This is a genomic window from Streptomyces sp. NPDC006691, assembly GCF_042869955.1.
In the GTDB taxonomy this organism is placed as follows: Bacteria; Actinomycetota; Actinomycetes; order Streptomycetales; family Streptomycetaceae; genus Streptomyces.
Genome location: NZ_JBIAGW010000001.1, coordinates 387,769 through 414,765, shown reverse-complemented (window position 1 = coordinate 414,765; position 26,997 = coordinate 387,769). Strand labels below are relative to the sequence as shown.

Sequence of the window (26,997 nt, the reverse complement as noted above, 5' to 3'; positions counted from 1 at the left end):
AGAGGTCTACGCCAACCTGTCGTTCGGCTTGCCGGGTGCCGATTCGGGTGCCGTGTCGTCGGTCGTGCCGTCGACGGGCTCCCGGACGCTCACCGGGCGGTCGTCCGCCGGGCGCGACCACCAGACTCCCTCGCCGTGGGTGAGGCCGGGCAGCCGCTGCTCGATGGCCGCGGCAAGGCGGGCCGCGACGGTGCCGCGAAGCAGCCACGCCTCGCCCGCGGCGCTGCTCTCCTCGATGAGCGCGCCCATCGAGGAGAGGAGGGTGGCGACCGCCGCGATGCTGTCGGGCGGCACCTCCAACTCGAAGGAGCGGTAGGGCTCGTGGACCGTGGTGCCGGCGTCCCGCACGGCGTGTCCCAGGACGATCCTGGTGAGGGCGCGGAAGTCGCCCGCCGTGCTGAAGATGCTGTTGAACCCCGAACGGACGAGCGTGACCGTGCAGTCCGTGACCGCCCAGCCGTGCGGGCCGGCGCCCGCGCGCAGCGTCTCGTGGACGGTCTCTTCGACCGCCTGGTGGAACGCCCTTGGCAGCGCGCCCAGTTCGGTCTCGTACCGGAAGGCGGTGCCGCTGCCGTACGGGGCGGGCGTCACACGAAGACCGACGGTCGCCCAGTGGCCGGTGGGCGCCGGGCCGCGGTCCATCTCGACCACTGCCTCGCCCGTACGGTTGGGGCGCTCGGTGCACACCGTACGGCTCGGCTCGAAGACCGCCTCGATGCCGTACGCGTCGGCGAGCGTGGCGGCGATGACCTCCTTCTGCACCTCGCCGTACAGCAACACCGAGACGGCGCCGCCCGGTTCGGTACGGGCCCGGATCAGCGGGTCCTGCTCCGCGAGGTCGGTCAGCGCGCGGTGCAGCCGGGCGGCCAGGGCGGTGCCGGGCTCCCGGGGGCGTACGACGCTCTGGAGGGTGGGGGCGGCGAAGCGGGGAGCGCGGGCCGGGGGGCGGCCCAGGTGGTCGCCCACCCGGACGCCGGGGAGGCCGCGCAGCTTCCCGATGTTGCCGGGAGTGAGGGGGGTCCGGGAGTCGTCCGTTCCTGCCCCTACTACTTCGAGGGTGGTGAGGCGGCCGGTGTGGGTGGCGTTCGTGCCGGGCGAGGCGAACGTCAGGTACTGACGGTTCGTCACCTCCCCTTCGAACAGGCGTAGATACGCCGTCTTGCGGCCCGTCGACGGGTCCCGCTCCACCGCGAAGACGGTGCCTCGGGGAGGGGTCGCCGGATCCCGGGCAGGGTTCGGGGCCGGTTCGGGTGCCATGGCCACGATCGCCTCGATCAGGGCGTCGACGCCCTGGCCGCCGATCGCCGAGCCGAAGTACACCGGGTGGACGAGGGCCTTCGCCGTCTGGTCGGCCAGCGCCTTGGAGAGCTCGGCGGGGGTCGGCTCGGGGCCGTCCACGACTCGGGCGAGCAGGGTGTCGTCGTGCTCGGCCAGCAACTCGGCCATGGCCAAACGGAATTGAGGGTCGTCGAAGGTGCGGGGCGAGGTGGCGGCGGCGCGGGTGCCCGCGTCTCGTACGTGCGTCATGAGGGCCGCGTGCGGGGTCAGTCGGCGGCGGATGTCGGCCACGAGGGCGTCCGTCCTGGCGCCCGCCCGGTCGATCTTGTTGACGAAGACGAGGGTGGGGAGTCGGGTCTCGCGCAGGGTGCGCATCAGGACGCGGGTCTGTGCCTGTACGCCCTCGACGGCGGACAGGACGAGCACGGCGGCGTCCAGCACGCCCAGGGCGCGTTCCACTTCGGCGATGAAGTCGCTGTGACCCGGGGTGTCGATGAGGTTGATCTGGGTGTCGCCCACCCGGAACGCGGCGACGGCGGAGTGCACGGTGATGCCGCGCTGCCGCTCGATGGCGCCGGTGTCGGTCTGCGTGCTGCCGTCGTCCACGCTGCCGAGCCGGCGGATCGTGCCGGTGTCGAAGAGGAGGCGCTCGGTGAGGCTGGTCTTACCGGCGTCGACGTGGGCGAGGATGCCGATGTTGAGGATGCGGGGTGCTGTGGGCATGGGTGCGGGGTTCTCCGAAGGGGGCCGTGAGGTGTGGGCTCTGGGCGGCTTCGAAGGGTCGGCGCACGGTTTGCTCCCGCGGGGTGGGTCGGTTGTGTGGGCGGGGTCAGGTTAGGGCGGTGGGGGTTGGGGGTGCGAGGGGTTTTTGAGCGGGGGCTTCGTACGGGGGGGTATGGGCCCCCTGGGCTCCGCCCTGGCCCTGGGTTTGCCTCGCGGGGCTGCGCCCCGGCCCCCGGGGGGTTTGCCCACCCGCCCGCCCGTTGCCCGGGGCTGGTTGGTTCCGGCCCCTGGGGCTCTGCCCCAGACCCCGTTCGCGCCTTAAGGGCGCTCGTCCTCAAACGCCGGACGGGCTGAAGATGCCCGGTGCGGGCCAGCACCGAGGCATTCAGGGCCGCCACAGGGCTGCGGGACTGCGCCACTCGCGCGGCTCCGCCGCGGTGGGCGTGGTCGGGGGGACGCGGGGCCACCTACAGGGGCGCGCGGAACTGCGCGAGAGGCGGGCACGGTCCGCGGACGACAACGGGTTTTGGGGGCGCGGGGAACTGCGCGAGCAGCCACGCACGGTCCGCGGACGAAACCGGGGTTGGGGGCGCGGGGAACTGCGCGAGAGGCGGGCACGGTCCGCGGACGAAACCGGGGTTGGGGGCGCGGGGAACTGCGCGAGAGGCGGGCACGGTCCGCGGACGACAACGGTTTTGGGGGCGCGGGGAACTGCGCGAGAGGCGGGCACGGTCCGCGGACGACAACGGTTTTGGGGGCGCGGGGAACTGCGCGAGAAGCGACCGCGGGCCGCGGGCAACGGCGGGGCAGGGGCGGGAGCCGGCACGTGTGGTGTGAGGGTGGGGTCGGGGGCGAGGGGGCTGGACCCAGGGCGTATGGGGCGGGGGGCCGGACAGTAGAGTGCGGGGCCAGACGCCGACCGCACGCCAGACGCCGACCGCACCTCCGAGGTATCCGTGAACCACCCCCGCACCCCCCACCCCGACGTCACCGTCGTCGGCATCGGGGCCGATGGATGGGGCGGCCTCGGGGGCGCCGCCCGGGGGGTGCTCGGCGCGGCCGAGGTGGTCGTCGGCGGGGCCCGGCAGCTCGCGCTGCTGCCCCGGGACGCGTGCCGTGGCGAGCGCGTCGCCTGGCCCTCGCCGCTGCGGGCCGCCGTGCCGGGGCTGATGGAGGCCCACGCGGGGCGCCGCATCGCCGTCCTGGCCAGTGGCGACCCCATGTTCTACGGGATCGGCCGCACCCTCAATGAAGTCCTCGGCGCCCCGCCCCGGATCCTCCCGCACCCCTCCTCCGTCGCCTACGCCTGCGCGCGGCTCGGGTGGGCCGTGGAGGAGACCGAGGTCGTGACCGCCGTCGGGCGGCCCGTGGCCCGGGTCGCCGCCGCCCTGCACCACGGCCGGCGCCTCCTCGTGCTCAGCGCCGGGGCCGGCACCCCCGCCGAGGTCGCCGCCCTGCTGCGCGACCGCGGGTTCGGGCCCAGTCGGATGTGGGTGCTCGAACAGCTCGGGTCCGAGGAGGAGGACCAGCGCACGGGCATCGCGGACACCTGGGGCGAGGGTGACTGCGACGCCCTCAACGTCGTGGCCGTCGACTGCCGCCGCGCCCCCGGCACCCTCCGGCTCGGCGCCGTGCCGGGGCTGCCCGACGACGCGTACGAGCACGACGGGCAGCTCACCAAGCGGCACATCCGCGCCGCCACCCTCGGCGCGCTCGCGCCCGCGCCCGGCGAACTGCTCTGGGACATCGGCGGGGGCTCCGGCTCGATCGCCGTGGAATGGATGCGTACGCACCCGTCCTGCCGGGCCTTCAGCGTCGAGCGGGATCCGGTGCGGGCCGAGCGCATGCGGCGCAATGCCGAGCGGCTCGGTGTGCCAGGGCTTGATGTGGTCCTCGGCCGTGCGCCCGGCGCGCTCGGCCAACTACCCTCGCCCGACGCCGTGTTCATCGGGGGCGGGCTCACCGCGCCCGGGCTGCTCGACGCCTGCTGGGACGCGCTGCCGGCCGGCGGCCGGCTCGTCGCCAACACCGTCACGCTGGAGTCGGAGGCGCTGCTCGCCGAGTGGTACCGGCGCCACGGCGGCGAACTCGTCCGGCTCGCCGTCGCGCACGCCGTGCCGGTCGGCACCTTCACGGGCTGGCGCCAGGCCATGCCGGTCACCCAGTGGGCGGTGACCAAGGCCGGACCCGGACCCGGACCCGTACCTGTGCCTGTGCCTGTGCCTGGATCCGTACCCGTGCCCGTGCCCGTGCCCGAACCCGAGACCCTCAACGCCCCTTCAGGAGACGACAGATGACCGTGTACTTCATCGGCGCGGGGCCCGGTGCCGCCGACCTGATCACGGTGCGCGGTGCCCGTACGCTCGCCTCCTGTCAGGTCTGTCTGTACGCCGGCAGCCTGGTGCCGCGCGAACTGCTCGCGGAGTGCCCCGAGGGGGCCCGTCTCGTCGACACCGCGCAGCTCAACCTGGATGAGATCACCGCGGAGTTGGTGCGCGCCCACGAGGCCGGCCAGGACGTGGCGCGGCTGCACTCCGGCGACCCGTCGGTGTTCAGCGCCGTCGCCGAGCAGATGCGGCGCCTGGACGCGGCCGGGGTGCCCTACGAGGTCGTGCCGGGCGTGCCCGCGTTCGCCGCGGCGGCGGCCGCCCTCAAGCGGGAGCTCACCGTGCCGACCGTGGGCCAGACCGTCATCCTCACCCGCGTCGCGCAGCGCGCCACCGCCATGCCCGAGGGCGAGGACCTCGCCACCCTCGGGCGCAGCGGCGCACTGCTCGTGCTGCACCTGGCGACGGGCTACGTCGATCGCGTGGTCGAGGAGCTGCTGCCGCACTACGGCGCCGACTGCCCCACCGCCGTCGTCGCCTTCGCCTCACGGCCCGAGGAGGTCGTCCTGCGCGGCACCCTGTCGGACATCGCGGGCCAGGTGAAGGAGGCCGGGATCGTGCGGACCGCCGTCATCCTGGTCGGACGGACGCTGGGCGCGGCCGAGTTCCGCGACAGCCATCTGTACTCGGCCGACCGGCACCGCTGCTGACCACGTCCGTGCGCGGGCCCGCCGGTTCGCTGCGGCCCTCCGCGTCCCTTGCCTTCACGGGCCCGCCGGTTCGCTGCGGCCCACCACGTTGCCCGCCCGGTCGATGCAGATCACGTCCACCGCGACCGGCGCCCCGCGCAGCACGGACAGGGCCTCGTCGCGGGCCCGCGCGGCGACCAGGTCGCCCAGCCGGACGCCCGCCGCGGTGCACAGCTCCAGTGCCGCGAGGCCCGTGTTGGCCTCCGCCACCTCGGTCGCGAGCGCCTCGCTCGCGCCGCCGCCGCGGGCGAGCTCCGCGAGGAACGGCTTGTCCACCTGGGAGCGGGCCGAGTGCAGGTCGAGATGGCCCGCGGCCAGTTTGGACAGCTTGGCGAAGCCGCCGCAGATGGTGAGGCGGTCCACCGGATGACGGCGTACGTACTTGAGGACCGCGCCCGCGAAGTCGCCCATGTCGAGCAGGGCGTCCTCCGGCAGGCCGTGTTCGGCGACCACCGTCTTCTCCGACGTCGAGCCCGTGCAGCCCGCCACATGGGTGCGGCCCGCCGCCCGCGCCACGTCCACCCCGCGCCGGATCGAGTCGATCCACGCCGAGCACGAGTACGGCACCACGATGCCGGTCGTGCCCAGGACCGACAGTCCGCCCAGGATGCCCAGGCGCGGGTTCCAGGTCGAGCGCGCGAGCTCCGCGCCGTGGTCCACCGAGATGGTGATCTCGACGTCCCCCGGGGCGCCGTGGCGTTCGGCCACCAGCGCCACGTGGTCGCGCATCATCCGGCGCGGCACGGGGTTGATCGCGGGTTCGCCCACCGGCAGCGGAAGGCCGGGGCGGGTGATCGTGCCCACGCCGTCGCCCGCCCGGAACACCACGCCGGAGCCGGGCGGAAGCAGCCGTACGGTCGAGCGGACCAGCGCGCCGTGGGTGACGTCCGGGTCGTCGCCCGCGTCCTTCACCACGGCCGCCATCGCGTGCCCGGGGGCCAGTTCCTCGGTGGCGAGCGCGAACGCGGGCGTCTGGCCGCGCGGCAGGGTGATCGTCACCGGGTCGGGGAATTCGCCGGTCAGGAGCGCGGTGTACGCGGCCGTGGTGGCCGCCGTCGCACAGGCACCGGTCGTCCAGCCGGGGCGCAGACCGGTGTGCTTGAGTTGGGCGCCGCGGCCGCCCTTCGCCTCACTCACCGCTTACCACCCGCGGCCCCTGCGCCCATGTCCTCGGCCTCACTCACGGAACTCATGACCCTCGGCCCCACTCACGAACGGAACCGGATCCTGTGCACGTCTTGATTCTGGGGGGTACGGGCGAGGCCCGTCGGCTGGCGGGGCTGCTGTGCGACGCCGAGGCCGCCCCTCTGCGCGTGACGAGTTCGCTCGCCGGACGCGTCGCGGCGCCCCGGCTGCCGCCCGGAGAGGTCCGGGTCGGCGGCTTCGGCGGGGCCGAGGGGCTCGCCGCGTGGCTGCGTACGCACGCGGTGGACGTGCTCATCGACGCCACCCATCCTTTCGCCGGGACGATCAGTTTCAACGCGGCGCGGGCCGCCGCCGAGGCCCATGTTCCCCTGCTCGCGCTGCGCCGGCCGGGCTGGGTCCCCGGCGCGGGCGACCGCTGGCACGCGGCGGGCTCCCTGACGGAGGCCGCCGAGCTGCTGCCCGCGCTCGGCCGCCGGGTCTTCCTCACCACCGGACGCATGGGCCTGGCGGCCTTCGCCCACCTCGACGCGCTGTGGTTCCTCATGCGGTCCGTGGACGCGCCCGAGCCGCCGTTCCCCGCCGCGATGGACGTGCTGCTCGACCGCGGCCCGTTCACCCTCGAAGGGGAGCGGGAGGTGCTGGGGACGCACCGGATCGACGTCCTCGTCACCAAGGACAGCGGGGGCGCGGCCACCGCGCCCAAGCTCACCGCCGCCCGCGAGGCGGGGATCCCGGTGGTCGTGGTGCGGCGGCCGCCGGTTCCGGACGGGGTCGACCGGGCGGCCACCCCCGAGGAGGCGGCCGCCTGGGTGCGCGGGTTCACCGGGTGACCTCGTCCGGACCGCCCCGGGCGGCTCGGCCCGCCGGACAGCGGCCGGCTCGGCCCTCCGGGTGGCGGCCGGCTCAGCCCCGCGGGTGGCGGGCTCGGCCCTCCGGGTAGCGGCCGGCTCAGCCCTCCGGGTAGCGGCGCGGGGTCCAGACGATCTCCTCGCCGTCGCCACGCCGAACCGTACGGGTCTGCGACGAGCCGACCAGCAGGATCGTGCGCATGTCGACCTCGGCCGGGTCCAGTTCGGCCAGGCGCACGATGCGGACCCGCTCGGTGGGGCCGCCCACGTCCCGGGCGACCACGACCGGGGTGCCCGGCGAGCGGTGCTCCAGGAGCAGCTCGCGGGCCTTGGCGACCTGCCAAGTGCGGCTCGCGGAACCGGGGTTGTAGAGGGCGAGCACCAGATCGGCGGAGGCCGCCGCGTCCAGGCGCTCCGCGATGACGTCCCACGGCTTGAGCCGGTCGGAGAGCGAGATCGTCGCGTAGTCGTGGCCGAGCGGGGCGCCCGCGCGGGCCGCGGCGGCGTTCGCCGCGGTCACCCCCGGCAGGACCCGCACGGGGACGTCCGCGTACTCGGGCTGCGAAGCCACTTCCAGTACGGCGGTGGCCATCGCGAAGATGCCCGGGTCGCCGCCCGACACCACCGCCACCCGCCGCCCCCGCAGGGCCAGTTGGAGGGCGAACTCGGCGCGCTCGGACTCCACCTTGTTGTCCGAGCCGTGCCGCAGCTGTCCGGGGCGCTCCGGCACCCGGTCCACGTACGTGGTGTAGCCGACGATGTCGTCGGCGGCGGCGAGGGCGCCGCGCGACTCGGGGGTCAGCCACAGCGGGCCGGCCGGCCCGGTGCCGACGACCGTGACCTCGCCGCGCTCGCGCACGGGCGGTGTGGCGTCGATACGGCTCGGCAGCACCGCGACTGAGAAGTACGGCACCGACTCGGCCTCGATGTCGGCCAGTTGACCCGTACGCTCGCCCGCCATGGTGGCGCGCTCCACATACCGCGCCTCGTCCAGACGCCCCGAACGCTCCAGCGCCCGGCGGACCTTGGTGAAGGTGCGGCCCAGCTTCATCACCACCGCCGAGTCGGTGGCGGCCAGGCGCGCGGTGAGCTCTTCCTCCGGCAGGGTGCCGGGCAGGATCGTGAGCACCTCCTCGGCCTCGACCAACGGCTCCCCGAGCCGGGCGGCCGCGGCGCTCACCGAGGTCACGCCGGGGATCACCTCGGTGGGGTAGCGGTGCGCGAGCCGCTTGTGCATGTGCTGGTACGAGCCGTAGAACAGCGGGTCGCCCTCGGCGAGCACGGCGACCGTGCGGCCCGCGTCGAGGTGCTCGGCCAGGCGGGCCGACGCCTCCTCGTAGAAGTCGTTCAGGGCGCCCCGGTAGCCGCCGGGGTGGTCGGTGGTCTCCACGGTGAGCGGGTAGACCAGCTTCTCCTCGATGTGGTCGGCACGGATGTGCTTCGCCGCGATCGAGCGCGCTATGGAACGGCCGTGCCGTGCCGAGTGGTACGCCACCACGTCCGCCTCGGCGATGGCCTCCACCGCGCGCACCGTCATCAGGGACGGATCGCCCGGCCCGAGGCCGACCCCGTAGAGACGGCCGGCCGTGCTGCTGTTCTCGCTCATTCCGCCTCGCTCGCGATCGCGTTGAGGGCGGCCGCGGCGATCGCGCTGCCGCCGCGCCGGCCCCGTACCACCAGGTGTTCCAGGCCCGAAGGGTGCGCGGCGAGCGCGTCCTTCGACTCGGCCGCGCCGATGAAGCCGACCGGCACGCCGATGACGGCCGCCGGGCGGGGCGCGCCCTCCTCGATCATTTCGAGCAGCCGGAACAGGGCGGTGGGCGCGTTGCCGACGGCCACGACCGCGCCGTCCAGGCGGTCGCGCCACAGCTCCAGGGCGGCGGCGCTGCGCGTGGTGCCGAGCCGCGCGGCGAGCTCGGGCACCGACGGGTCGTTCAGGGTGCACAGCACCTCGTTGTCGGCGGGCAGCCGCTTGCGGGTCACGCCGCTGGCCACCATCCGCGCGTCGCACAGGATCGGCGCGCCCGCGCGCAGCGCCTCGCGGGCCCGGGCCACGACGCCGGGCGTCCAGCCGAGGTCGCGGGTCAGGTCCGTCATGCCACAGGCGTGGATCATGCGGACCGCGACCTGGCTCACGTCGGCGGGCAGGCCGCCGAGGTCCGCCTCGGCGCGGATCGTGGCAAAGGACTGGCGGTAGATCTCCGCGCCGTCCTTCTCGTAGTCGAACACTGTGCTCTCGCTCATCTCGTCGTGGTCCCCGTCGCCGGCGTGCCCGTTGTCGCTTTCCGCGTGTGCTGGTTCCTGCGTGAGCCGACTGGTGCGGCCGTCATCGTCGGCCGCCTCGCGCCCGGGCGATGGTGTCCGCCAACTCGCCCTCCGCGTACGGCAGTTGCTGCTCCGCTGTGCCGCTCCGTGCCGTCACGGTGTAGGAGCCGTCGGCGGTCGCGGTCACGTCCACCCAGTCGCCGTGCGGATGCCCGCAGCGGCGTGCGCACCCGGACCAGTAGACCGGCAGGGCATCGATGGCCGGGAGTCCGCCCGTGCCCGGAGGAGCGGCCGTGCCCGCGAGTCCGCCCGTGCCCGGCAGGGCGTCCCGGCGTACGTCGGCCAGCGCCTTGGCGCAGCCGGGCCGCCCGGTGCAGGCGCCGACCCCGCTCCACGCGGAGCCGGGGTCGGTGATGAACCCGGCGTCACCGAGTTCCCTCAGCCGCCGCTGGGCGCCGCGCTCGTCGAACCCGGTGACGACGAATCCGCGCCAGGGCGTGATCCTGATCTCGCCGCCGGGGCCGGCGAGTGCCCTCAGCTGGGTGCTGGTCACCCGGCCGAGCACGGGGGCCACGAGGACCGCGTACGTTCCGTCGGGGCTAGCCACGATGCCGGGCCGCGGGGCGGGGGCGGGCGGTGTCCGTGGTGCGGGGGCGGGCTCGGCCGGGATGCCCGCGCGGGCCAGGGCGGCGGCGAGGTCCACCTCGTGGCCCGGGGGCAGCTCGCGCACCCGCCAGGCGCCGGTGCCGGCGTCTGCGGCGGCGGCGAGGAAGGCGTGGGCGGCGGTGAGGGCGGCGCGGGGGGCGTCGGAGGCGGCCACGCGCAGGGGGGCCGCCTCTCCGGTCCGGATCAGCGCGGTGGCCGGGCGTCGGCCCGCGCTCCCGTCCTGGTCCGTCCTGCCCTCACGGGTCCCGCCCTGTGCGAGCAAGGTCACATCGCCGCCGAGGGCGGTGACGTCGCCGCGGCCGTCGTCCAGGGCGAACAGGAAGCGGCCCGAGAGGGCGGTGGTCCAGTCCTGGGCGCACAGCAGCGCGTCCAGCTCGCGGAGCCAGGGGAGCAGGCTGCCGTGGCCCCGGCCGTCGAGGCCGGCCAGCGGGGACGCGACGATGTTGCGTATCCGTTCGTGCCGCTCGGAGGGCAACAGGGCGGTGTGGCGCAGGAGTTCGGCGAGTCCGTTGCCGCAGTGGTCGCCGATGCCGCGGAGTTCGGCGTTGCCGCGCGATGTGATGCCGAGGTGGCCGTCCCCGTACCGCTCGGCCGCGACGGCCAGCGCCTCCACCTGACGGTCCGTCAATATGCCGCCGGGCAGCCGGAGTCGGGCCAGCTTGCCGTCGTCGGCGGTGTGCAGCCGGAGGGCACCGGGGCAGGCGTCGCCCCGGTCCCGTACGACGTCCTGTGCGGTGTCCCGTATGACGTCCCGCACGGCGTCCCGCATGCCGTCCCGTACGGCGGGTTCGGGCGTGACTGCTCCCGGGGTGTCCCCTATGTGGGGTTCGCCCTGGTTGGGGGGTGTTGTGGAGGGGAGCGGCATGGCCGCGAGCATACCCACGAGTGAGGCGGTGGCCGTGCTGGGAGGTCTTCTCCCCACCCCGCCCCTTCCCGAGACCCTCCGGGGGTGCGACTGGGCTGAGCTGCTCTCCTGGGGCTCCGCCCCTTGACCTCTGCGGGGCTCTGCCCGGGGGCCCTGTGGATTCCGCCTCCCCCCGGGACCTCTGCGGGGCTCAGCCCCGGGTCCCCTGCGGGGCTCTGCCCGGGGGGCTTTGCGGGTTCCGCCCCCTGGACCCCTGTGGGTTCCGCCCCTGGACCCCTGCGGGGCTCTGCCCGGGGGCCTTTGCGGGTTACGCCCCCCGGGTCCCCTGCGAGGCTCTGCCCGGGGGCCCTGTGGGCTCCGCCTCGGGATTCCTGTGGGCTCCGTCCCCAGACCCCCGTTCGCGCTGAACGGCGCTTGTCCTCAATCTCCCTCAAGGCCTCAAGGGCCAGGGGGACCCCCATGACGGGCTGAAGATGCCCCAGCACCAGTACCGCCAGGGGCGCGGGGAACTGCGCGAACGGCCCCTACGGTCCGCACTCGAACTGCACACGGCTCCCTCCTCCCCCGGAGGGTTGTGGGAAGGGGCGGGCTGGGGCGAACTCCCGGGGTCTGGGGCGGAGCCCCAGCACACCCCGGCCCGGAAGCCCGCGCCGCCCCAGCGCACCCCCGACCGGAGGTCCCCGCACCCCAGCCGGAAGCCCCCGCACCCCGACCGGAGGTCCCCGCACCCCGACCGGAGGTCCCCGCACCCCGACCGGAGGCCCCCGCCCCCCGACCGGAGGTCCCCGCACCCCCAACCACCCCGCACCACCCCCCACCACCCCGCACCCAAAACCGCGGACAACCAGGGTCGCTACTATGCAGGCGGCGCCGGCGACGGCGGCAGGGGAGGAAGCCCGGTGGGAATCCGGCGCGGTCCCGCCACTGTGAGCCCGGACCGAGGTCAGCTCGGATACCGGGTGAGTCAGGAACTCCCCCTCCCAGGCCAGGGAAGCCTCCCCGGCCCGGGGGACCCATTCCGACACCACCCGGGGCGCGGACACCCCGAGGAAGGCCTGACGCCGCATGCTGCACACGTCCGGGGAGCCCGCAGAGGACCCCCGCCCCATCCTGCTCCTGTCGACGTCCGACACCGACCTGCTCTCCGCCCGCGCGGCGAACGGCCCCGTCCCGTACCGGTTCGCGAACCCGTCCCGCCTCGCGCTCGACGCGCTGCCCGCGCTCCTCGACGGCGTCGGCCTCGTCGTCGTACGGCTGCTCGGCGGCGTACGGGCCTGGCAGGACGGCCTGGACCAGCTCACCGCGAGCGGTCTGCCCGTCGTCGTCCTCACCGGCGAACAGGCCCCGGACGCCCAGCTGATGGCCGCCTCCACCGTGCCGGTCGGCATCGCCGCCGAGGCGCACGCCTACCTCGCGCACGGCGGCCCCGCCAACCTCGACCAGCTCGCGCGGTTCCTCTCCGACACCGTGCTGCTCACCGGCCACGGCTTCGAGCCGCCCGCCCCCGCCCCGTCCTGGGGCCCCCTTGAGCGCACCGCCCGGCCGGTCGAGGGGCCGACCGTCGCCGTGCTCTACTACCGCGCCCACCACATGAGCGGCAACACCGCCTTCGTGGACACCCTGTGCGGCGCGATCGAGGACGCCGGGGGCCGCCCGCTCCCGCTGTACGTGTCCTCGCTGCGCGACCCCGAGCCCGCGCTCATCGACGAACTGCGGTCCGCCGACGCCATCGTGACCACCGTCCTCGCGGCCGGCGGCACCAAGCCGGCCACCGCGTCCGCGGGCGGCGACGACGAGTCCTGGGACGCGGGCGCGCTCAGCGGCCTGGACGTACCGATCCTCCAGGCGCTCTGCCTCACCGGCTCGCGCAGCGCCTGGGAGGAGAACGACGAGGGCGTATCCCCGCTGGACGCGGCCAGCCAGATCGCCGTGCCCGAGTTCGACGGGCGCCTGATCACCGTGCCGTTCTCCTTCAAGGAGATCGACGAGGACGGGCTCCCCGCCTACGTCGCCGACGCCGAGCGCTCCGCCCGCGCCGCCGGGATCGCGGTGCGCCACGCCCGCCTCAAGCACATCCCGGCCGCCGACAAGCGCATAGCACTCGTCCTGTCCGCGTACCCGACCAAGCACTCCCGGATCGGCAACGCGGTCGGCCTCGACACCCCCGCCAGCGCCGTCGCGCTCCTGCGCCGACTGCGCGCCGAGGGCTACGACTTCGGGCCCGAGGACGCGATCCCCGGCCTGGTCTCCGGCGACGGCGACGAGCTGATCCGCGCCCTCATCGACGCGGGCGGCCACGACCAGGACTGGCTCACCGAGGAGCAGCTCGCCGCGAACCCGGTCCGCATCCCGGCCGCCGACTACAAGCGCTGGTACGCCACGCTGCCCGAGGAACTGCGCACCAACGTCGAGCAGCACTGGGGCCCGCCGCCCGGCGAGATGTTCCTCGACCGGAGCCGGGTGGCGCAGGGCGGCGACCCCGAGGGCGACATCGTGCTCGCGGCCCTGCGCCGCGACAACCTGCTGATCCTCATCCAGCCGCCGCGCGGCTTCGGCGAGAACCCGATCGCGATCTACCACGACCCCGATCTGCCGCCCTCGCACCACTACTTGGCCGCCTACCGCTGGATCGCGGCGAGCGCCGCCGACGGCGGCTTCGGCGCCGACGCGATGATCCACCTCGGCAAGCACGGCAACCTGGAGTGGCTGCCCGGCAAGAACGCGGGCCTGTCCGCCGCCTGCGGCCCCGACGCGGCCCTCGGCGACCTGCCGCTGGTCTACCCGTTCCTGGTCAACGACCCGGGCGAGGGCACCCAGGCCAAGCGCCGGGTGCACGCCACGCTCATCGACCACCTCGTGCCGCCGATGGCCCGCGCCGACTCCTACGGGGACATCGCGCGCCTGGAGCAACTCCTGGACGAGCACGCCCAGATCGCGTCCATGGACCCCGCCAAGCTCCCCGCGATCCGCGCCCAGATCTGGACCCTGATCCAGGCCGCGAAGCTCGACCACGACCTCGGGCTCGAAGACCGTCCCGAGGACGAGGGCTTCGACGAGTTCATCATGCATCTCGACGGCTGGCTCTGCGAGATCAAGGACGTCCAGATCCGCGACGGACTGCACGTCCTCGGCAACGCCCCGGCCGGCGCCGACCGCGTCAACCTCGTCCTCGCCATTCTGCGCGCCCGCCAGATCTGGGGCGGCACCACCGCCCTGCCCGGCCTGCGCGAAGCCCTCGGCCTGGACGAGTCCGCCGCCACCCGCACCAGCGCCGACGAGGCCGAGGAACAGGCCCGCGCCCTGGTCCAGTTGATGGACGACGCCGACTGGGAGCTCGCGGCGATCCCCGCCGACCAGCCCCAACAGGTGCGCGCCATCCTGGAGTTCGCCGCCCGCGAGGTCGTGCCGCGCCTGGCCGCGACCACCGCCGAACTCGACCACACCGTGCACGCGTTGAACGGCGGCTTCGTCCCGGCAGGACCCTCGGGCTCTCCGCTCCGAGGCCTGGTCAACGTCCTGCCGACCGGCCGCAACTTCTACTCCGTCGACCCCAAGGCCGTCCCCTCCCGGCTCGCCTGGGAGACCGGCCAGGCCCTCGCCGAATCCCTGGCCAACCGCTACCGCACCGACAACGGCGACTGGCCGACCTCGGTCGGGCTCTCCCTGTGGGGCACCAGCGCGATGCGCACGGCCGGCGACGACGTCGCCGAGGCCATGGCACTGCTCGGCGTGCGCCCCGTCTGGGACGACGCCTCCCGCCGGGTCACCGGCCTTGAGCCCATCCCGCTCGACGAGCTCGGCCGCCCCCGCATCGACGTCACCCTGCGCATCTCGGGCTTCTTCCGCGACGCCTTCCCGCACACCATCGGCCTGCTCGACGACGCGGTACGCCTCGCCGCCTCCCTGGAGGAGCCCGCCGAGCAGAACTACGTACGCGCCCACACCCAGGCCGACCTCGCCGAGCACGGTGACGAACGCCGGGCCACCACCCGCATCTTCGGCTCCCGCCCCGGCACCTACGGCGCCGGCCTGCTCCAGCTCATCGACTCCCGCGACTGGCGCACCGACGCCGACCTCGCCGAGGTCTACACGGTGTGGGGCGGCTACGCCTACGGCCGCGAGCTCGACGGGCGCCCGGCGCGGGACGAGATGGAGACGGCGTACAAGCGGATCGCGGTCGCGGCCAAGAACACCGACACCCGCGAGCACGACATCGCCGACTCGGACGACTACTTCCAGTACCACGGCGGCATGGTGGCCACCGTCCGCGCCCTGCGCGGCACCGCCCCCGAGGCCTACATCGGCGACTCGACGCGCCCCGAGACGGTCAAGACCCGCACCCTGGTCGAGGAGACCAGCCGGGTCTTCCGGGCCCGCGTCGTCAACCCCAAGTGGATCGAGGCGATGCGCCGCCACGGCTACAAGGGTGCCTTCGAACTCGCCGCCACCGTGGACTACTTGTTCGGCTACGACGCCACGACCGGAGTCGTCGCCGACTGGATGTACGACAAGTTGACCGAGACGTACGTCCTGGACCCGGCCAACCGCGAGTTCCTCCAGAACGCCAACCCCTGGGCCCTGCACGGCATCGCGGAACGTCTCCTGGAGGCCGAGTCCCGCGGCATGTGGGCCAAGCCGGATCCGGCGGTGCTCGAAGCGCTGCGGCAGGTGTACCTGGAGACCGAGGGCGACCTGGAGGACGAGGGCTGAGCGGGTAGGCACGGCTGTAGCTACCGCTGTAGGCACGGCGGTAGGTACCGCTGCAGGTACCGCTTGCGTACGCACAGGGGCGGGCCCGGTCTTCGCGACCGGGCCCGCCCCCGTACGTCGGCGGTGTCAGCTCGGGGTGCCGAAGTCCTGGGTCCACCAAGGGCCGCCGGACCCGTAGTGCACGCCGATGCCGATCTCCTTGTAGCCGCAGTTCAGGATGTTGGCGCGGTGGCCGGGGCTGTGCATCCAGGAGTCCATGACGGCGGCCGCGTCCGCCTGGCCGCGCGCGATGTTCTCGCCGACCGCGCTCCACTGGTACCCGGCGGCGGTGACGCGGTCGCCCGGGCCCGCCCCGCTGGGGTCGGTGTGGTCGAAGAAGTTCTGCGCGGCCATGTTCTCGGAGTGCTTGAGGGCGGCGTCGTACAGCTTCGGATTGCTGGTGAGCGCCGAGCAACCCGCCTTGGCGCGCTCGGAGTTGACGAGATCGAGCACCTGCTGCACGGCGGCCGGGGTGCCATGGTCCGCTTCGGCCGTCGCCCGCTTCGTGCTGGGCACGGGCCTGGGCGGCACGGGGTGCGCGGTCGGCTTGGCGGCGGGCGGAGCGGAGTGCTTGGCCGGGGCGCTCGGCGAAGGCGAACTGCTCTTCTTCGTCCGGGAGTTGGAGGCGGACGGGCTCGGCGGAAGCGACCGGGTGCCGGTGCCGTCGGCGCTGGCGGCGTCGGTGGTGGTGAGGGGGGCGTCCGCGACGGAACGGGAGGCGTCCTGGCCGGGGGCGCTGACGAACCGGTAGGCCCCGCCGAGGGCGGCCACGGCGGCGATCCCCGCGACGACGGCGGCGGCCCGCCGCCGCCGTCGGGCTCGCTGGTCGCGCTGGTCGCGCCGGGAGGTGGGGGCCCGCCGCCCCGCGGCATGGGCGCCATGGGTGGCGCGCGGGACGGCCCGGGTGGCGTCGGTCGCGTGGGCGACGGTCTCCGGGGCGGGCGCCCGGCCGCCCAGGAGGGCGAGCAGACCGGCGGTGGCCGTGCCCGCCGGGACCAGGGCGAGCCCGACGAGCAGCCCCTCGGCGGGTATCAGCCCGCTCCAGTGCCCGGAGCAGACCGCGCAGGTCCGGGCGTGCCGGGCTATGCGCTTGCGCCACAGGGCCGAAGGCACGCCGTCCCAGGACAGGGCGAGCCCGTACAGCTCGCCACAGCGCTCGATCCCGGCCAGCGCCCGCACGACGACCCGGGCGGTCTCCAGCTGGCCCTTCATGCGCTGGACGCGTACGGCGGCGTGCTCGGCGGTCAGGTCGAGCGCCGTGGCGACCTCGCCCCGGGTGAGTACGCCCGCCGCCTCCAGCCACCACAGCGAGAGCAGTGCCCGGTCGTCGGGCTCCAGCCAGCGGGTGGCCTCGGTGACCTCCTTGCGCTGCCCGGACAGCCCGAGCCGCACGATGGTGAGGTCGACGAAGTCGGCGCCGGGGTCGGCTAGGTCGTGGGCGTCCTGGAGCCCGCCGTCGACGGGGGTGCGGCGGTGGCCCTGCCAGTACCGGCGGATCTCGTTCATGGTGACGGCGACCAGCCACGACCGGAACGCCGCGGGCTCACGCAGCGAGCCGAGCCCGTCGAGCATCCGCAGCAGGCTCTCCTGCACGACGTCGTCGACATCGGCGTGCCCGCCCAGGGCGCGCCCGACGATGTTGTACACGAGCGGCAGATACCCGGCGACGAGCTCGTCGCGCGCCCGCTGATCCCCGTCCCGGGCCGCGACGACCACCGCGGCTATCTGTTCACTGATCACGCCTCGTCCACTCTCCCGGAGCACCGAACCTAACTGACCCGACGGAGAGGAGAACAGGGTGACGGTGGGCGGATAACAGAAAACGGATGACAGATATCGACCGCCCGCACTCGCATACCGGGCCCGACCTGCCGGTCGGCGTTGGCCCACGGGGAGTGCGGCAGGTGTACGTGAGCCGTGTCACTCCCGCGCGGGCGTACGCTCCGACGCATGAGTGACATCCCCGCGTCCGAGCCGGAACGGGCTTCCGAGCCGGAGTGCTCGCCCGAGCCGGAGCGGCCGCGTGTGCCGGAGCGGTCGCGCGAGGCCGCGCCGGTGCCGGGGTCCGTGCCGGGGTCGTCGGAGGGGTCCGTGCCGGGGTTGTCGGCGGGGGCCGTGCCGGGAGCGCTGCCCAAGCCGACGCCGATGCCGCCTCCGACGCCGGACATCACGTACACCCAGTGCAAGCGGTGTGGCACGGAGCTGGCCGGGCTCGACGGGCGGTACTCGTGCGGGGTGTGCGGCTGGTCCAACCACTGGTCGGAGGGCCACCGTCCGCTCCCGCGCGCCGAGGACGACCCGGATGCGCCGCCGACGCCGGTCAATCCGCTGGGGGAGCAGTAGCGGCTCGGACGGACGTGTCCGGGGCGGGTCCTGTAGTGGGGGCCGGCGGGGGAAAGGGGGCGGGGGTGGGGGTGAGGTCTGGGGTGTGGGCGCAGGGGGGAGCAAGCGAGTCCAGAAGGTCCCGCCCCTCCTCCCAACTGCCGAGCAGGCTACCGGAGTTGATGTGTCCCACGGGGCCGGCCAGATGGTGGTGGGCGCCCCACTGCGCGGCGAAGGCGGCGGATGTCTCGGGGGCGCAGTACGGGTCGTTCGTGCCGGCCACCACCAGGGCGGGGAGGGGGAGCGGGCGCGCCGAGAGCTCGGTGAAGGTCGGTGCGGAGCCGCTCGGGAACGCCGGGGACAGCGGGTCGGGCGGGGCCACCAGGAACGCTGCCGCGGCGGCGGGTGCGGGGTTCCGGTCCAGCCAGGTGGCCGCGGCCCAGCAGCCCAGGCTGTGGGCCACGAGGACGACGTGGTCGTGCTGCCGGGATGCCTCGTCGACTGCCGCCCCGACCGCCGCGACCCAGTCCTCCAGATCCGGCTCGGACCACGAGTCCGGAGCGGTGCGCACCGCCGACGGACCCCACTGCCGCTCCCACTCGCTCTGCCAGTGGTGCTCGTCGGACCCGTCGATACCGGGAATGATCACGTAGCCGTACATGGCTTCCCCCGCGCTGGTCGCTCGCCTCTTACGGAAGTCCCCGTACCCGGGGTGCCGCAGGTGTATCGTACCGAGCACTTCTCTCACGAAATGTACTGTTTTGTACGATGACTTGAGTGACCTCGGGTTCCGGCGCCGCGCACTTCTCACCACGCTTCCGACGGCCTTCGCGCTGAGCGGGTGCGAGGCCGCGGCGCCTCGGCGCGAGCGGGACCGGCGGCCCGTCCATGCGCCCCCCGCCGGGCCGGTCCGGCAGGCAGGGGTGATCGAGCCCCAGCAGCCGCACACGCTCTTCGTCTCCTACGACCTCACCCCCGGCACCCGGGGTGCCCCCGGGCGGGACGCGGTACGGCGGCTGCTCGCGCGGTGGAGCGAACTGCTGGCCGGGCTGGCACCAGGGCCCACCGCGACCGTCGGCATCGGCCCCGGCCTGCCGCCACGGCTCGGCGTCGGGGCGCCCGAGGGCCTGCGGGAGCTGCCCGCCTTCGCCGGGGAGCACCTGGACGTGGGGGCGGGGGGCGGCGAGATCGGTGTGCAGATCTGCGGGCGGGATCCTCGGGCGTGCGAGCGGCTGGCCGGGCTGCTCGCGGGCGCGGGCGCGGGAGTGCTGCTGCCGCGCTGGCGCCAGGCGGGCTTCCTGCCCGCCGAGCGCCCCGGCCCGCGCTCCGAACTCCTCGCGCCCGCACGGGCCGACGAGGCCCCCCGTGACCTCCTCGGCTTCAAGAACGGCACGGCCAACCCCACGGCGGCGGAGAGCGAGCGCTGGGTGTGGCTGCCGCCCGGGGGACGTTATGCGGACGGCACGTTCCTCGTGGTGCGGCGGATCCGGCTCCGGGTGGAGGAGTTCGGGCGCTTGCCGGTCGCCCGGCAGGAGCAGATCATGGGGTGCCGCAAGAGGGATGGGGGGGTACTGTCCCCCGACCTCAACGCCCGTATGCCGGACGGGAGTTACGTCCTCCCCCTGGACGCCCACGTCCGCCTCGCCGGCCCCCGCCCCGACGGAGGCGCACGGATGCTCCGGCGGAGCTACTCCTACGAGAACAGCCCCGGGGATCGGGGCATGCTCTTCCTCGCCTACATGCGGGATCCCGCACTGTTCGTCCGGGTAGGGGCTCGGCTGGCCGCATCCGATGCGCTCAACTCCTTTGCGGAGCAGTACGGTTCGGCTCTTTTTTATGTGTTGCCGGGAGTCGCGGGGAGCGGGGCGGCTTTGGGGAGCACGGTGCTTTGACCCTGGGCGGAGCCCAGGGGGTCGGGGGCACCCGCGCAGCCCCCGGCCGCGGGAGGGCGGGCCGCCGGGCGGCGATGCCTTGGCACGCGCGGTGCCATGTGAAATATTACCGGGGTGGTCATGACAAGCACCCCGGACGTCATCGTCGTGGGCGCCGGCATCGTGGGCGCCGCCTGCGCCCACTACGCGGCCCGCGCCGGCCTGAAGGTGACGGTCCTCGACCGCGGCCCGGTCGCCGGCGGCACCACCGGCTCCGGCGAAGGCAACCTCCTCGTCTCGGACAAGGCCCCCGGACCCGAGCTCGAACTCGCCCTCCATTCAGCCGAGTTGTGGCGAGAGCTCGCCGAACAGCTCCCGCACGGCGTCGAGTACGAACCCAAGGGCGGGCTCGTCGTCGCCTCCGACGACGCGGCCCTGACCGCACTGCGTACCTTCGCCGCGGCCCAGGAGAAGGCGGGCGTGACCGTACGCGAGGTGGCGGCCGACCGGCTGCCCGACCTGGAGCCGCACTTGGCGCCCGGCCTCGCGGGAGGCGTCCACTATCCGCAGGACGCCCAGGTCATGCCCGCCCTCGCCGCGGCGCGGCTGCTGCGTGCGTCGGGTGCGGAGCTCCGGCTCGGGCAGGAGGTGACGGGGCTGCTCACCGGCCCGGGCGGCGCGGTACGGGGCGTGCGTACCGCGTCCGGCGTGCTGCACGCGCCGTACGTCGTCAACGCCGCCGGCACCTGGGGCGGCGAACTCGCCCGGCTGGCGGGGGTATTGCTGCCGGTGCTGCCCCGCCGCGGCTTCGTACTGGTCACGGAGCCGCTGCCGCGCGTGGTGCGCCACAAGGTGTACGCGGCGGACTACGTCGCGGACGTGGCCAGCGACTCCGCCGCGCTCCAGACCTCGCCGGTGGTCGAGGGGACGCCCGCGGGGCCGGTCCTGATCGGCGCGAGCCGCGAGCGGGTGGGGTTCGACCGCACCCTGTCGGTGCCGGCCCTGCGGCGACTCGCGGCGGGGGCGACCGCGCTGTTCCCCGTGCTCGCGGGCGTGCGGGTGATCCGTACGTACGCGGGGTTCCGGCCGTATCTGCCGGACCATCTGCCGGCGATCGGGAGGGATCCGCGGGTGCCGGGGCTGCTGCACGCGTGCGGGCACGAGGGTGCGGGGATCGGTCTGGCCCCGGTGACGGGGCGGATCATCGCGGAGTGTCTGGTGGGGGGCCGACCACCCCTGGACATCAGCCCGTTCGATCCGGCGAGGTTCGAGGTCGGGGGTGGGGCGTGAGCCGACGTCAGCGGTGGTCGGGGAAGGAAGGCCGGGGGGACGGTGCGGCCCGTACTCCTGAAGAGTTGGCCCGGGCCCGGCCGGGGCCCGCGTTCGAGATCACGGTGGACGGGCGTGCGGTACCGGCGCTGCCCGGACAGACCGTCGCGGCCGCGTTGTGGGCCGCCGGGATCCTGGCCTGGCGGACGACCCGCGGGGGCGGGAAGCCGCGCGGGGTGTTCTGCGGGATCGGGCAGTGCTTCGACTGCCTGGTCACGGTCAACGGCGTGGCCAATCGGCGAGCGTGTCTCGTGGGGGTGCGACCCGGGGACGCGATCAGGACGCAGGAGGGGGAGGGACGTGGGGAGCTTGCGGTCTGAGCGGGATACGGGCGCGGGGACGGGGACGGGTACACGGGCGGGGACGGGTACACGGGCGGGGACAGGGGCACGGGCGGGGTCGGGGCCTGTCCCGCCGGCTTCGGCTGCCGCCGTTCGTGGCTGGTCGCGCCCGTGCGGTGGGGGCGCCCGCGCCAGAGCCGATGGCTCTCAACGGGGCTGCAACGGAACGGAGTTGGGGGTGCGTGGTGACGGGGGCGTATGACCTCGTGGTGGTGGGTGCGGGGCCCGCCGGGCTGGCCGGTGCCGGCCTCGCGGGGCAACTCGGGCTCCGGGTAGCACTGTTGGACATGGCCGACCGCGTGGGGGGCCAGTTCTACCGGCAGCCCGCTGCCGCGCTCGGGGCCACGCGGCCCGAGGCGCTGCATCACGACTGGGACGCTTTCGTCGCGCTGCGCGAGCGGCTGGCGGCCGGCCGGGTCGAGCATCTTGGCCGGCACCATGTGTGGGCCGTTGAGCGGGACGGGGGCGGGGAGGGGCGTGGGGACGGGGGTGGCGAATGGGTCGTGCATGCCGTCGTCGGGGAGGACGGCGGAGAGCATGGTGAGGGCGGGCAGGGCGGGGGGCGGGCCGTGCGGGTTCGGGCCCGGGCCGTGTTGCTCGCCACCGGGGCGTATGAGCGCCAACTACCTTTTCCCGGCTGGACGTTGCCGGGTGTCGTGGGAGCCGGTGGCGCGCAGGCCATGCTCAAGGGCGGGCTCGTGCTGCCCGGGAAGCGGGTGGTCGTCGCCGGCAGCGGGCCGCTGCTCCTCGCCGTGGCCTCCTCGCTCGCCGCGGCCGGCGTCGAGGTTCCGGCCGTGATCGAGGCGTCCGGCTATGTCGGCTACGCCCGGCACCCCCGCGCGCTCGCCGCCAACCCCCACAAGCTCGCCGAGGGCCTGACGCACGGCGCGGCCCTGCTCCGGCACCGGGTCCCGCTGCGTACCCGCAGCGCGGTGACCGAGGCGTACGGCTCCGAGCGCGTCGAGGCGGTCACGGTGTCCCGGCTCGACGCCCGGTGGCGGCCCGTGCCCGGATCCGGGCGTCTGATCGCCTGTGATGCCCTCGCCATCGGCCATGGACTCGTCCCCGGGATCGAACTCGCCACCACGCTCGGCTGCGCCACCCGCTCCACCTCCGACAACACCCTTGCCCTGCGGCTCAGTTCGATGCAGGAGACCTCGGTCCGGGGGGTCTGGGCCGCGGGAGAGGTCGGAGGCGTGGCGGGCGCACAACTGGCGTGTGTGGAGGGCGAGTTGGCGGCCTTCGCCATCGCCGCGCGGCTCGCGCCCACCCCCGGGCCGGACCCAAGGCCGCAACTCGGTCCGCACTCCGGCCCGCCCCAGGGCCCCAATCGCGTACGCCACGCGCGCGTGCGGCAGTTGATGTCCCGCCGCGCCCGGCTGCGCACCTTCGCCGAAGCCATGGCCGCCACGCACGCGCCGGGCCCGGGCTGGACCGACTGGCTCTCCGACGACACCGAGGTGTGCCGCTGCGAAGAGGTCACGGCGGGCCGGATCCGTGCGGCGGTCACCGCCGAGGGCGCCCGCGACGCCCGTACCGTCAAACTGCTCACGCGGGCCGGCATGGGCTGGTGTCAGGGGCGGATGTGCGGGGCGGCGGTGTCCTGCCTCGCCGGAGACGGCCAACCTCCGGCGCAGCGGCGCCCGTTGGCGGTGCCGGTCACGCTCGGGGCACTGGCCGCCGAGGAGCCCGGAAGTGCTGACGGGTCCGGATGCCACGAGGGGCCCGGAGCCGCTGACGGGTCCGGCCCCGCCGAGAGCTCCGGAGGCGCCGGGAGGCCCGGATGCGGCCAGGGGCCGAGCCGGTCGCAAACGTAACGTGACATTGTACTCTGGGTCTCCGCTCGGTACGGAGGAACAGCAGCATGGGACACCTGAAGCAGAGCAAGGTCATCACCACCACCGAGCGGCTGCGCGACCAGGTCGCCCACGCGCTGCGCGCCGCGCTGATCTCCGGTGAGCTGCGGCCCGGGCAGGTCTATTCGGCGCCCGGCCTCGCCGAGGAGTTCGGCATCTCCGCGACCCCTGTGCGCGAAGCCATGCTCGACCTCGCCCGGGAGGGTCTGGTGGAGCCGGTCCGCAACAAGGGCTTCCGGATCACCGAGGTCAACGAGCGCGACCTCGACCAGTACACCGAGATCCGCGCGCTGATCGAGGTCCCGATGATCGGCCGGATCACCCGCAGCGCGGACCGCGCCGACCTGGAGGCGCTGCGGCCGGTCGCCGAGGAGATCGTGCGCGCGGCCCGCGAGCACGACCTCATCGGCTACCTGGAGGCCGACCGCCGCTTCCACCTGTCGCTGCTCGCCCTGTCGGGCAACGAGCGCCTGGTGGAGACCGTCGGCGATCTGCGCAAGCGGTCCCGGCTGTACGGTCTGACCGCGCTGGACCAGCGCGACGAGCTGATCCCGTCGGCCGAGGAGCACATCGAGCTGCTCGACCTCATGCTGGCCGGCGACGCCAGGGCGGCCGAGAAGTGCATGACCCGGCACCTCGGCCACGTCCGCTCGCTGTGGGCGAGGAGCGAGGCGGCCGATCCCAAGCCCAAGCGCCGCCTGGGCGCGGCCCGCTGAACCGCCTCGCCCCGGCTCGCCCCCCGGGGGCGGGGTACGGAGGCCTCGGTCAGGGGGAGTCGGGGTCCTCGGCGGCCGCCGCGCGGTACTCCGCGTTGAGGCGCTGGGCCTCCTCCAGCTGGTCCTCCAGGATCACGATGCGGCAGGCCGCTTCGACGGGGGTGCCCTGGTCGACGAGTTCGCGGGCCCGGGCCGCGATGCGCAGCTGGTAGCGGGAGTAGCGCCGGTGGCCGCCTTCGGAGCGCAGCGGAGTGATGAGGCGGGCTTCGCCGAGGGCGCGCAGGAACGCGGGGCTCGCACCGATCATCTCGGCGGCCCGGCCCATGGTGTAGGCGGGATAGTCGTCGTCGTCCAGTCGACCACTGAGCGGGCTGTCCGCTGTCATGTCACCTCTTTCGCACCGCGTCGGGGGTCCGCGGCGCCCCTCGGGTCCGCGGGCCCGAGGGGAAATTCAACACCATGGGCCGCCCCGGGTGCCGCGCCGACCGGCGGGGGCGCCCGAACCCGGCGCACGACGAGGGCCCCGCCGGTGTCCCGGCGGGGCCCTCGTGGTGATCCGTATGCGGTGGTGCGCCCGGCTCGCGGGTTACGCCAGCGCGTTCACGCCGAGCATCTCGGACGCCGCTTCCAGCGGGGTCAGGGTGCGGGCGGGCGCGGCCTGGGGCAGGCCCTGGCAGGTGAAGCCCAGGCGGGTCATGGCCCGGGTCACCTCCTGGGCGCTGAAGTCGCGGCGGTCCTGCCGGGTGATGACCTCACCCACCTGCTTGACGGGGTAGTGACGGCGTCCGATGAGGACGGAGTCACCCTCGACGGGCTCGGGCTTGATGCCCTTCATCGCGGCCACCACTTGGGCCTTGGAGAGATCGAACGGGAAGCGGGCGATGACGCAGCGCATGATGCCTTCCAAGGCTTGGGGGGTGGACCGACCGGGTGTGCGGTCGGCGGTCGGGACGAGCGCGCCCCGGTGCAGGGCCGGGTGCGGGCTCAGGCGGCCGTTCCGGACTGGCGGGGTTCGGTGGCGCGAGCGGGGCGGGCGCCGCGCCGGTCCTGGGCCGGGCGGCTGCGACGGCCGCGCGAGGAGGAGGCGGAGGCGCTGCGGCGGGGGCGCTCGGCGACCGGCGCCTTGATGGTGACCGGGATGCCGGAGGGTGCCTGGGCGCCGGTGATCCGGCTCAACTCCTCGTCGCCGGAGCGTACTTGAGTGGTCTGCGGGACGATGCTCGCGTTGACCATCAGGCGGCTCATCTCGCGGCGCTGGTTGGGCGTGACGAGGGTGACGACGCTGCCGGACTCGCCGGCGCGGGCGGTGCGGCCGCCGCGGTGCAGGTAGTCCTTGTGGTCGGTCGGCGGGTCGACGTTGACCACCAGGTCGAGGTTGTCGACGTGGATACCGCGCGCCGCCACGTTCGTGGCGACCAGCACGGACACATCACCGGTCTTGAACTGGGCAAGGGTGCGGGTGCGCTGGGGCTGCGACTTCCCGCCGTGCAGCGCCGCCGCCCGCACCCCGCTCTGGAGCAGGTGCTTGGTGAGCTGGTCCACCGCGTGCTTGGTGTCCAGGAACATGATCACGCGGCCGTCCCGGGCCGCGATCTCCGTGGTCGTGGCGTACTTGTCGGCGCTCTGCACATGCAGCACGTGGTGCTCCATCGTGGTGACCGCGCCCGCCGACGGGTCCACCGAGTGCACGACCGGGTCGCTCAGGTAACGGCGCACCAGCAGGTCCACGTTGCGGTCCAGGGTCGCCGAGAACAGCATCCGCTGCCCGCCCGGGCGCACCTGGTCGAGAAGCTCGGTGACCTGCGGCATGAAGCCCATGTCGGCCATCTGGTCCGCCTCGTCCAGAACGGTGATGTCGACCTGGTCCAGACGGCAGTCCCGGCGCTCGATCAAGTCCTTGAGCCGGCCCGGCGTCGCCACCACGACCTCCGCACCCGAACGCAGCGCACCCGCCTGCCGCCCGATCGACATGCCACCCACCACCGTCGCCAGCCGCAGCCGCAAGGCACGGGCGTACGGGGTCAGCGCATCGGTGACCTGCTGGGCCAGTTCGCGGGTGGGGACGAGGACCAGGGCGAGCGGCTGGCGGGGCTCGGCGCGGCGGCCTGCCGTGCGGGTGAGCATCGCGAGCCCGAAGGCGAGGGTCTTGCCGGAGCCGGTACGGCCACGGCCGAGCACGTCACGGCCCGCCAGCGAGTTCGGCAGCGTCGCTCCCTGGATGGGGAACGGGACGCTGAGGCCCTGCTGGGTGAGCTCGGCCAACAGCTGCGGCGGGAGCGCCAGTTCGGCGAAGGTCTCGACGGCGGGCAGGGCCGGGGTCACCGTGACCGGCAGGGCGAACTCGCCCTGGGGGCCGGAGGACCGGCGGCCGTAACCGCCCGAGCGGCCGGAGGAGCCGGAGCGGCCCGAGGAGCCGGAGCGGCCGGACGAGCCGAACCGGCTGGATCCGCCGGAAGAGCCGGAGGAGCCGAAGCGGCTGCCGCCGCGGGGGGCGCCGGAGCTGCCGGAATTATTGGTGCGGCTGTAGCGATCGTTCGTACGGGTGCGGTTCATGCGGAACCTTCCTTGATACGGCACGCATCGAGGAATTCCCGGAGAAAGCACAGTACGGGGAATCGCAAGAACGAGCCGGGCGGATGCGAAAGCGCATCGGGCCGAATTCGATATTCGGGGCGCATCGCTGTGATGAGGTGCGGAGGAAATCCCGGGCGCGTGGGCGGACGGTCCGAGCCGTACGGTGGGGCGCGCCGTGGGTCGGGGGCCGTGCGGTGCCGCGTGGTGTGCGGCGGGTGTGTTCTCGCCGGTCAGGTGCTCACGGCGGGACGGGCGGGAGGCCGGCGTGGCGGGCGCGCGGGCCGGCGGTACGGGCGGTCGGGCCCGGAAACGCGACGAGCCGGGGCCCGCACCCCAAGGTGCGGGCCCCAGCTGCGAAGTGCGTGTCGACGA

General features: G+C 74.4%; 20 protein-coding genes and 1 riboswitch. Of the genes, 10 read left to right on the top strand and 10 right to left on the bottom strand.

Going from position 1 to position 26,997, the window contains the following annotated elements; all coding sequences use genetic code 11:
• Positions 1–6 precede the first annotated feature (6 nt).
• Positions 7–2,001, bottom strand: coding sequence for a GTP-binding protein (locus ACFYNP_RS01845; protein ID WP_388781650.1), 1,995 nt, complete (start codon positions 1,999–2,001; stop codon positions 7–9).
• A 956-nt stretch (positions 2,002–2,957) separates the two neighbouring features.
• On the opposite strand from ACFYNP_RS01845, the gene cbiE reads away from it, so the two are divergent.
• Positions 2,958–4,298 (top strand): precorrin-6y C5,15-methyltransferase (decarboxylating) subunit CbiE, encoded by a 1,341-nt coding sequence (gene cbiE, locus ACFYNP_RS01840; RefSeq protein ID WP_388781647.1) that lies wholly within the window; start codon positions 2,958–2,960, stop codon positions 4,296–4,298.
• Positions 4,295–5,038, top strand: a complete 744-nt coding sequence (gene cobM, locus ACFYNP_RS01835) for a precorrin-4 C(11)-methyltransferase (protein WP_388417884.1) — start codon at positions 4,295–4,297, stop codon at positions 5,036–5,038. The genes cbiE and cobM overlap by 4 nt, the downstream gene beginning before the upstream one ends.
• Before the next feature lie 54 nt (positions 5,039–5,092).
• On the opposite strand, the gene ACFYNP_RS01830 is transcribed toward cobM, so the two are convergent.
• Entirely contained in the window at positions 5,093–6,214 is a 1,122-nt protein-coding gene (locus ACFYNP_RS01830) for a cobalt-precorrin-5B (C(1))-methyltransferase (RefSeq protein WP_388781645.1), read from the bottom strand.
• A gap of 92 nt (positions 6,215–6,306) precedes the next feature.
• On the opposite strand from ACFYNP_RS01830, the gene ACFYNP_RS01825 reads away from it, so the two are divergent.
• Complete coding sequence (locus ACFYNP_RS01825) at positions 6,307–7,053, top strand: cobalt-precorrin-6A reductase (RefSeq protein WP_388417890.1); 747 nt, start codon at positions 6,307–6,309, stop codon at positions 7,051–7,053.
• A 118-nt stretch (positions 7,054–7,171) separates the two neighbouring features.
• On the opposite strand, the gene ACFYNP_RS01820 is transcribed toward ACFYNP_RS01825, so the two are convergent.
• The 3 genes from ACFYNP_RS01820 to ACFYNP_RS01810 all read right to left on the bottom strand — a co-directional run bounded on the left by ACFYNP_RS01820 (position 7,172) and on the right by ACFYNP_RS01810 (position 10,867).
• Positions 7,172–8,677, bottom strand: coding sequence for a precorrin-2 C(20)-methyltransferase (locus tag ACFYNP_RS01820; RefSeq protein WP_388781642.1), 1,506 nt, complete (start codon positions 8,675–8,677; stop codon positions 7,172–7,174).
• Positions 8,674–9,315 (bottom strand): precorrin-8X methylmutase, encoded by a 642-nt coding sequence (locus tag ACFYNP_RS01815; protein ID WP_388781639.1) that lies wholly within the window; start codon positions 9,313–9,315, stop codon positions 8,674–8,676. Before ACFYNP_RS01815 ends, ACFYNP_RS01820 begins: the two co-directional genes overlap by 4 nt.
• Before the next feature lie 82 nt (positions 9,316–9,397).
• Positions 9,398–10,867 carry a cobalamin biosynthesis protein CobG gene (locus ACFYNP_RS01810; protein WP_388781636.1) on the bottom strand — a complete coding sequence of 490 codons (1,470 nt, stop codon included), beginning with the start codon at positions 10,865–10,867 and terminating at the stop codon, positions 9,398–9,400.
• An 888-nt stretch (positions 10,868–11,755) separates the two neighbouring features.
• A riboswitch (cobalamin riboswitch) is annotated at positions 11,756–11,841 on the top strand.
• 91 nt (positions 11,842–11,932) lie between these two features.
• On the opposite strand from ACFYNP_RS01810, the gene cobN reads away from it, so the two are divergent.
• Complete coding sequence (cobN, locus tag ACFYNP_RS01805; RefSeq protein ID WP_388781634.1) at positions 11,933–15,577, top strand: cobaltochelatase subunit CobN; 3,645 nt, start codon at positions 11,933–11,935, stop codon at positions 15,575–15,577.
• Positions 15,578–15,703: 126 nt separating this feature from the next.
• Here the strand turns inward: cobN and ACFYNP_RS01800 are convergent, their stop codons facing one another.
• Entirely contained in the window at positions 15,704–17,356 is a 1,653-nt protein-coding gene (locus ACFYNP_RS01800; protein WP_388781631.1) for a sigma-70 family RNA polymerase sigma factor, read from the bottom strand.
• Positions 17,357–17,566: 210 nt separating this feature from the next.
• Between ACFYNP_RS01800 and ACFYNP_RS01795 the strand changes: the two genes are divergently transcribed.
• Entirely contained in the window at positions 17,567–17,959 is a 393-nt protein-coding gene (locus ACFYNP_RS01795; protein WP_388781628.1) for a hypothetical protein, read from the top strand.
• On the opposite strand, the gene ACFYNP_RS01790 is transcribed toward ACFYNP_RS01795, so the two are convergent.
• Positions 17,937–18,677: an RBBP9/YdeN family alpha/beta hydrolase gene (locus ACFYNP_RS01790; protein WP_388781626.1), complete on the bottom strand. Its 741-nt coding sequence runs from the start codon at positions 18,675–18,677 to the stop codon at positions 17,937–17,939. The two genes, ACFYNP_RS01795 and ACFYNP_RS01790, sit on opposite strands and share 23 nt — an antisense overlap.
• Before the next feature lie 34 nt (positions 18,678–18,711).
• Here ACFYNP_RS01790 and ACFYNP_RS01785 point away from each other — a divergent pair, with 34 nt between their 5' ends.
• The 5 genes from ACFYNP_RS01785 (at position 18,712) to ACFYNP_RS01765 (ending at position 24,051) form a co-directional block, all read left to right on the top strand.
• Positions 18,712–19,830 (top strand): Dyp-type peroxidase, encoded by a 1,119-nt coding sequence (locus ACFYNP_RS01785; RefSeq protein ID WP_388781623.1) that lies wholly within the window; start codon positions 18,712–18,714, stop codon positions 19,828–19,830.
• A 120-nt stretch (positions 19,831–19,950) separates the two neighbouring features.
• On the top strand, positions 19,951–21,099 hold the full coding sequence (locus ACFYNP_RS01780) for an NAD(P)/FAD-dependent oxidoreductase (RefSeq protein WP_388781620.1): 1,149 nt from the start codon (positions 19,951–19,953) through the stop codon (positions 21,097–21,099).
• Positions 21,096–21,458: a (2Fe-2S)-binding protein gene (locus ACFYNP_RS01775; RefSeq protein WP_388417920.1), complete on the top strand. Its 363-nt coding sequence runs from the start codon at positions 21,096–21,098 to the stop codon at positions 21,456–21,458. Before ACFYNP_RS01780 ends, ACFYNP_RS01775 begins: the two co-directional genes overlap by 4 nt.
• Before the next feature lie 161 nt (positions 21,459–21,619).
• A complete protein-coding gene (locus ACFYNP_RS01770) occupies positions 21,620–23,296 on the top strand; it encodes an NAD(P)/FAD-dependent oxidoreductase (protein WP_388781618.1) in 1,677 nt (558 codons plus the stop codon).
• A 47-nt stretch (positions 23,297–23,343) separates the two neighbouring features.
• Positions 23,344–24,051, top strand: coding sequence for a GntR family transcriptional regulator (locus ACFYNP_RS01765; protein WP_100579537.1), 708 nt, complete (start codon positions 23,344–23,346; stop codon positions 24,049–24,051).
• Positions 24,052–24,100: 49 nt separating this feature from the next.
• Here the strand turns inward: ACFYNP_RS01765 and ACFYNP_RS01760 are convergent, their stop codons facing one another.
• The 3 genes from ACFYNP_RS01760 to ACFYNP_RS01750 all read right to left on the bottom strand — a co-directional run bounded on the left by ACFYNP_RS01760 (position 24,101) and on the right by ACFYNP_RS01750 (position 26,604).
• Positions 24,101–24,436, bottom strand: a complete 336-nt coding sequence (locus ACFYNP_RS01760; RefSeq protein WP_388417927.1) for a MerR family transcriptional regulator — start codon at positions 24,434–24,436, stop codon at positions 24,101–24,103.
• A 201-nt stretch (positions 24,437–24,637) separates the two neighbouring features.
• Positions 24,638–24,946 (bottom strand): SCO5918 family protein, encoded by a 309-nt coding sequence (locus tag ACFYNP_RS01755; protein WP_388417929.1) that lies wholly within the window; start codon positions 24,944–24,946, stop codon positions 24,638–24,640.
• 89 nt (positions 24,947–25,035) lie between these two features.
• Entirely contained in the window at positions 25,036–26,604 is a 1,569-nt protein-coding gene (locus ACFYNP_RS01750; protein ID WP_388781616.1) for a DEAD/DEAH box helicase, read from the bottom strand.
• Positions 26,605–26,997 lie beyond the last annotated feature (393 nt).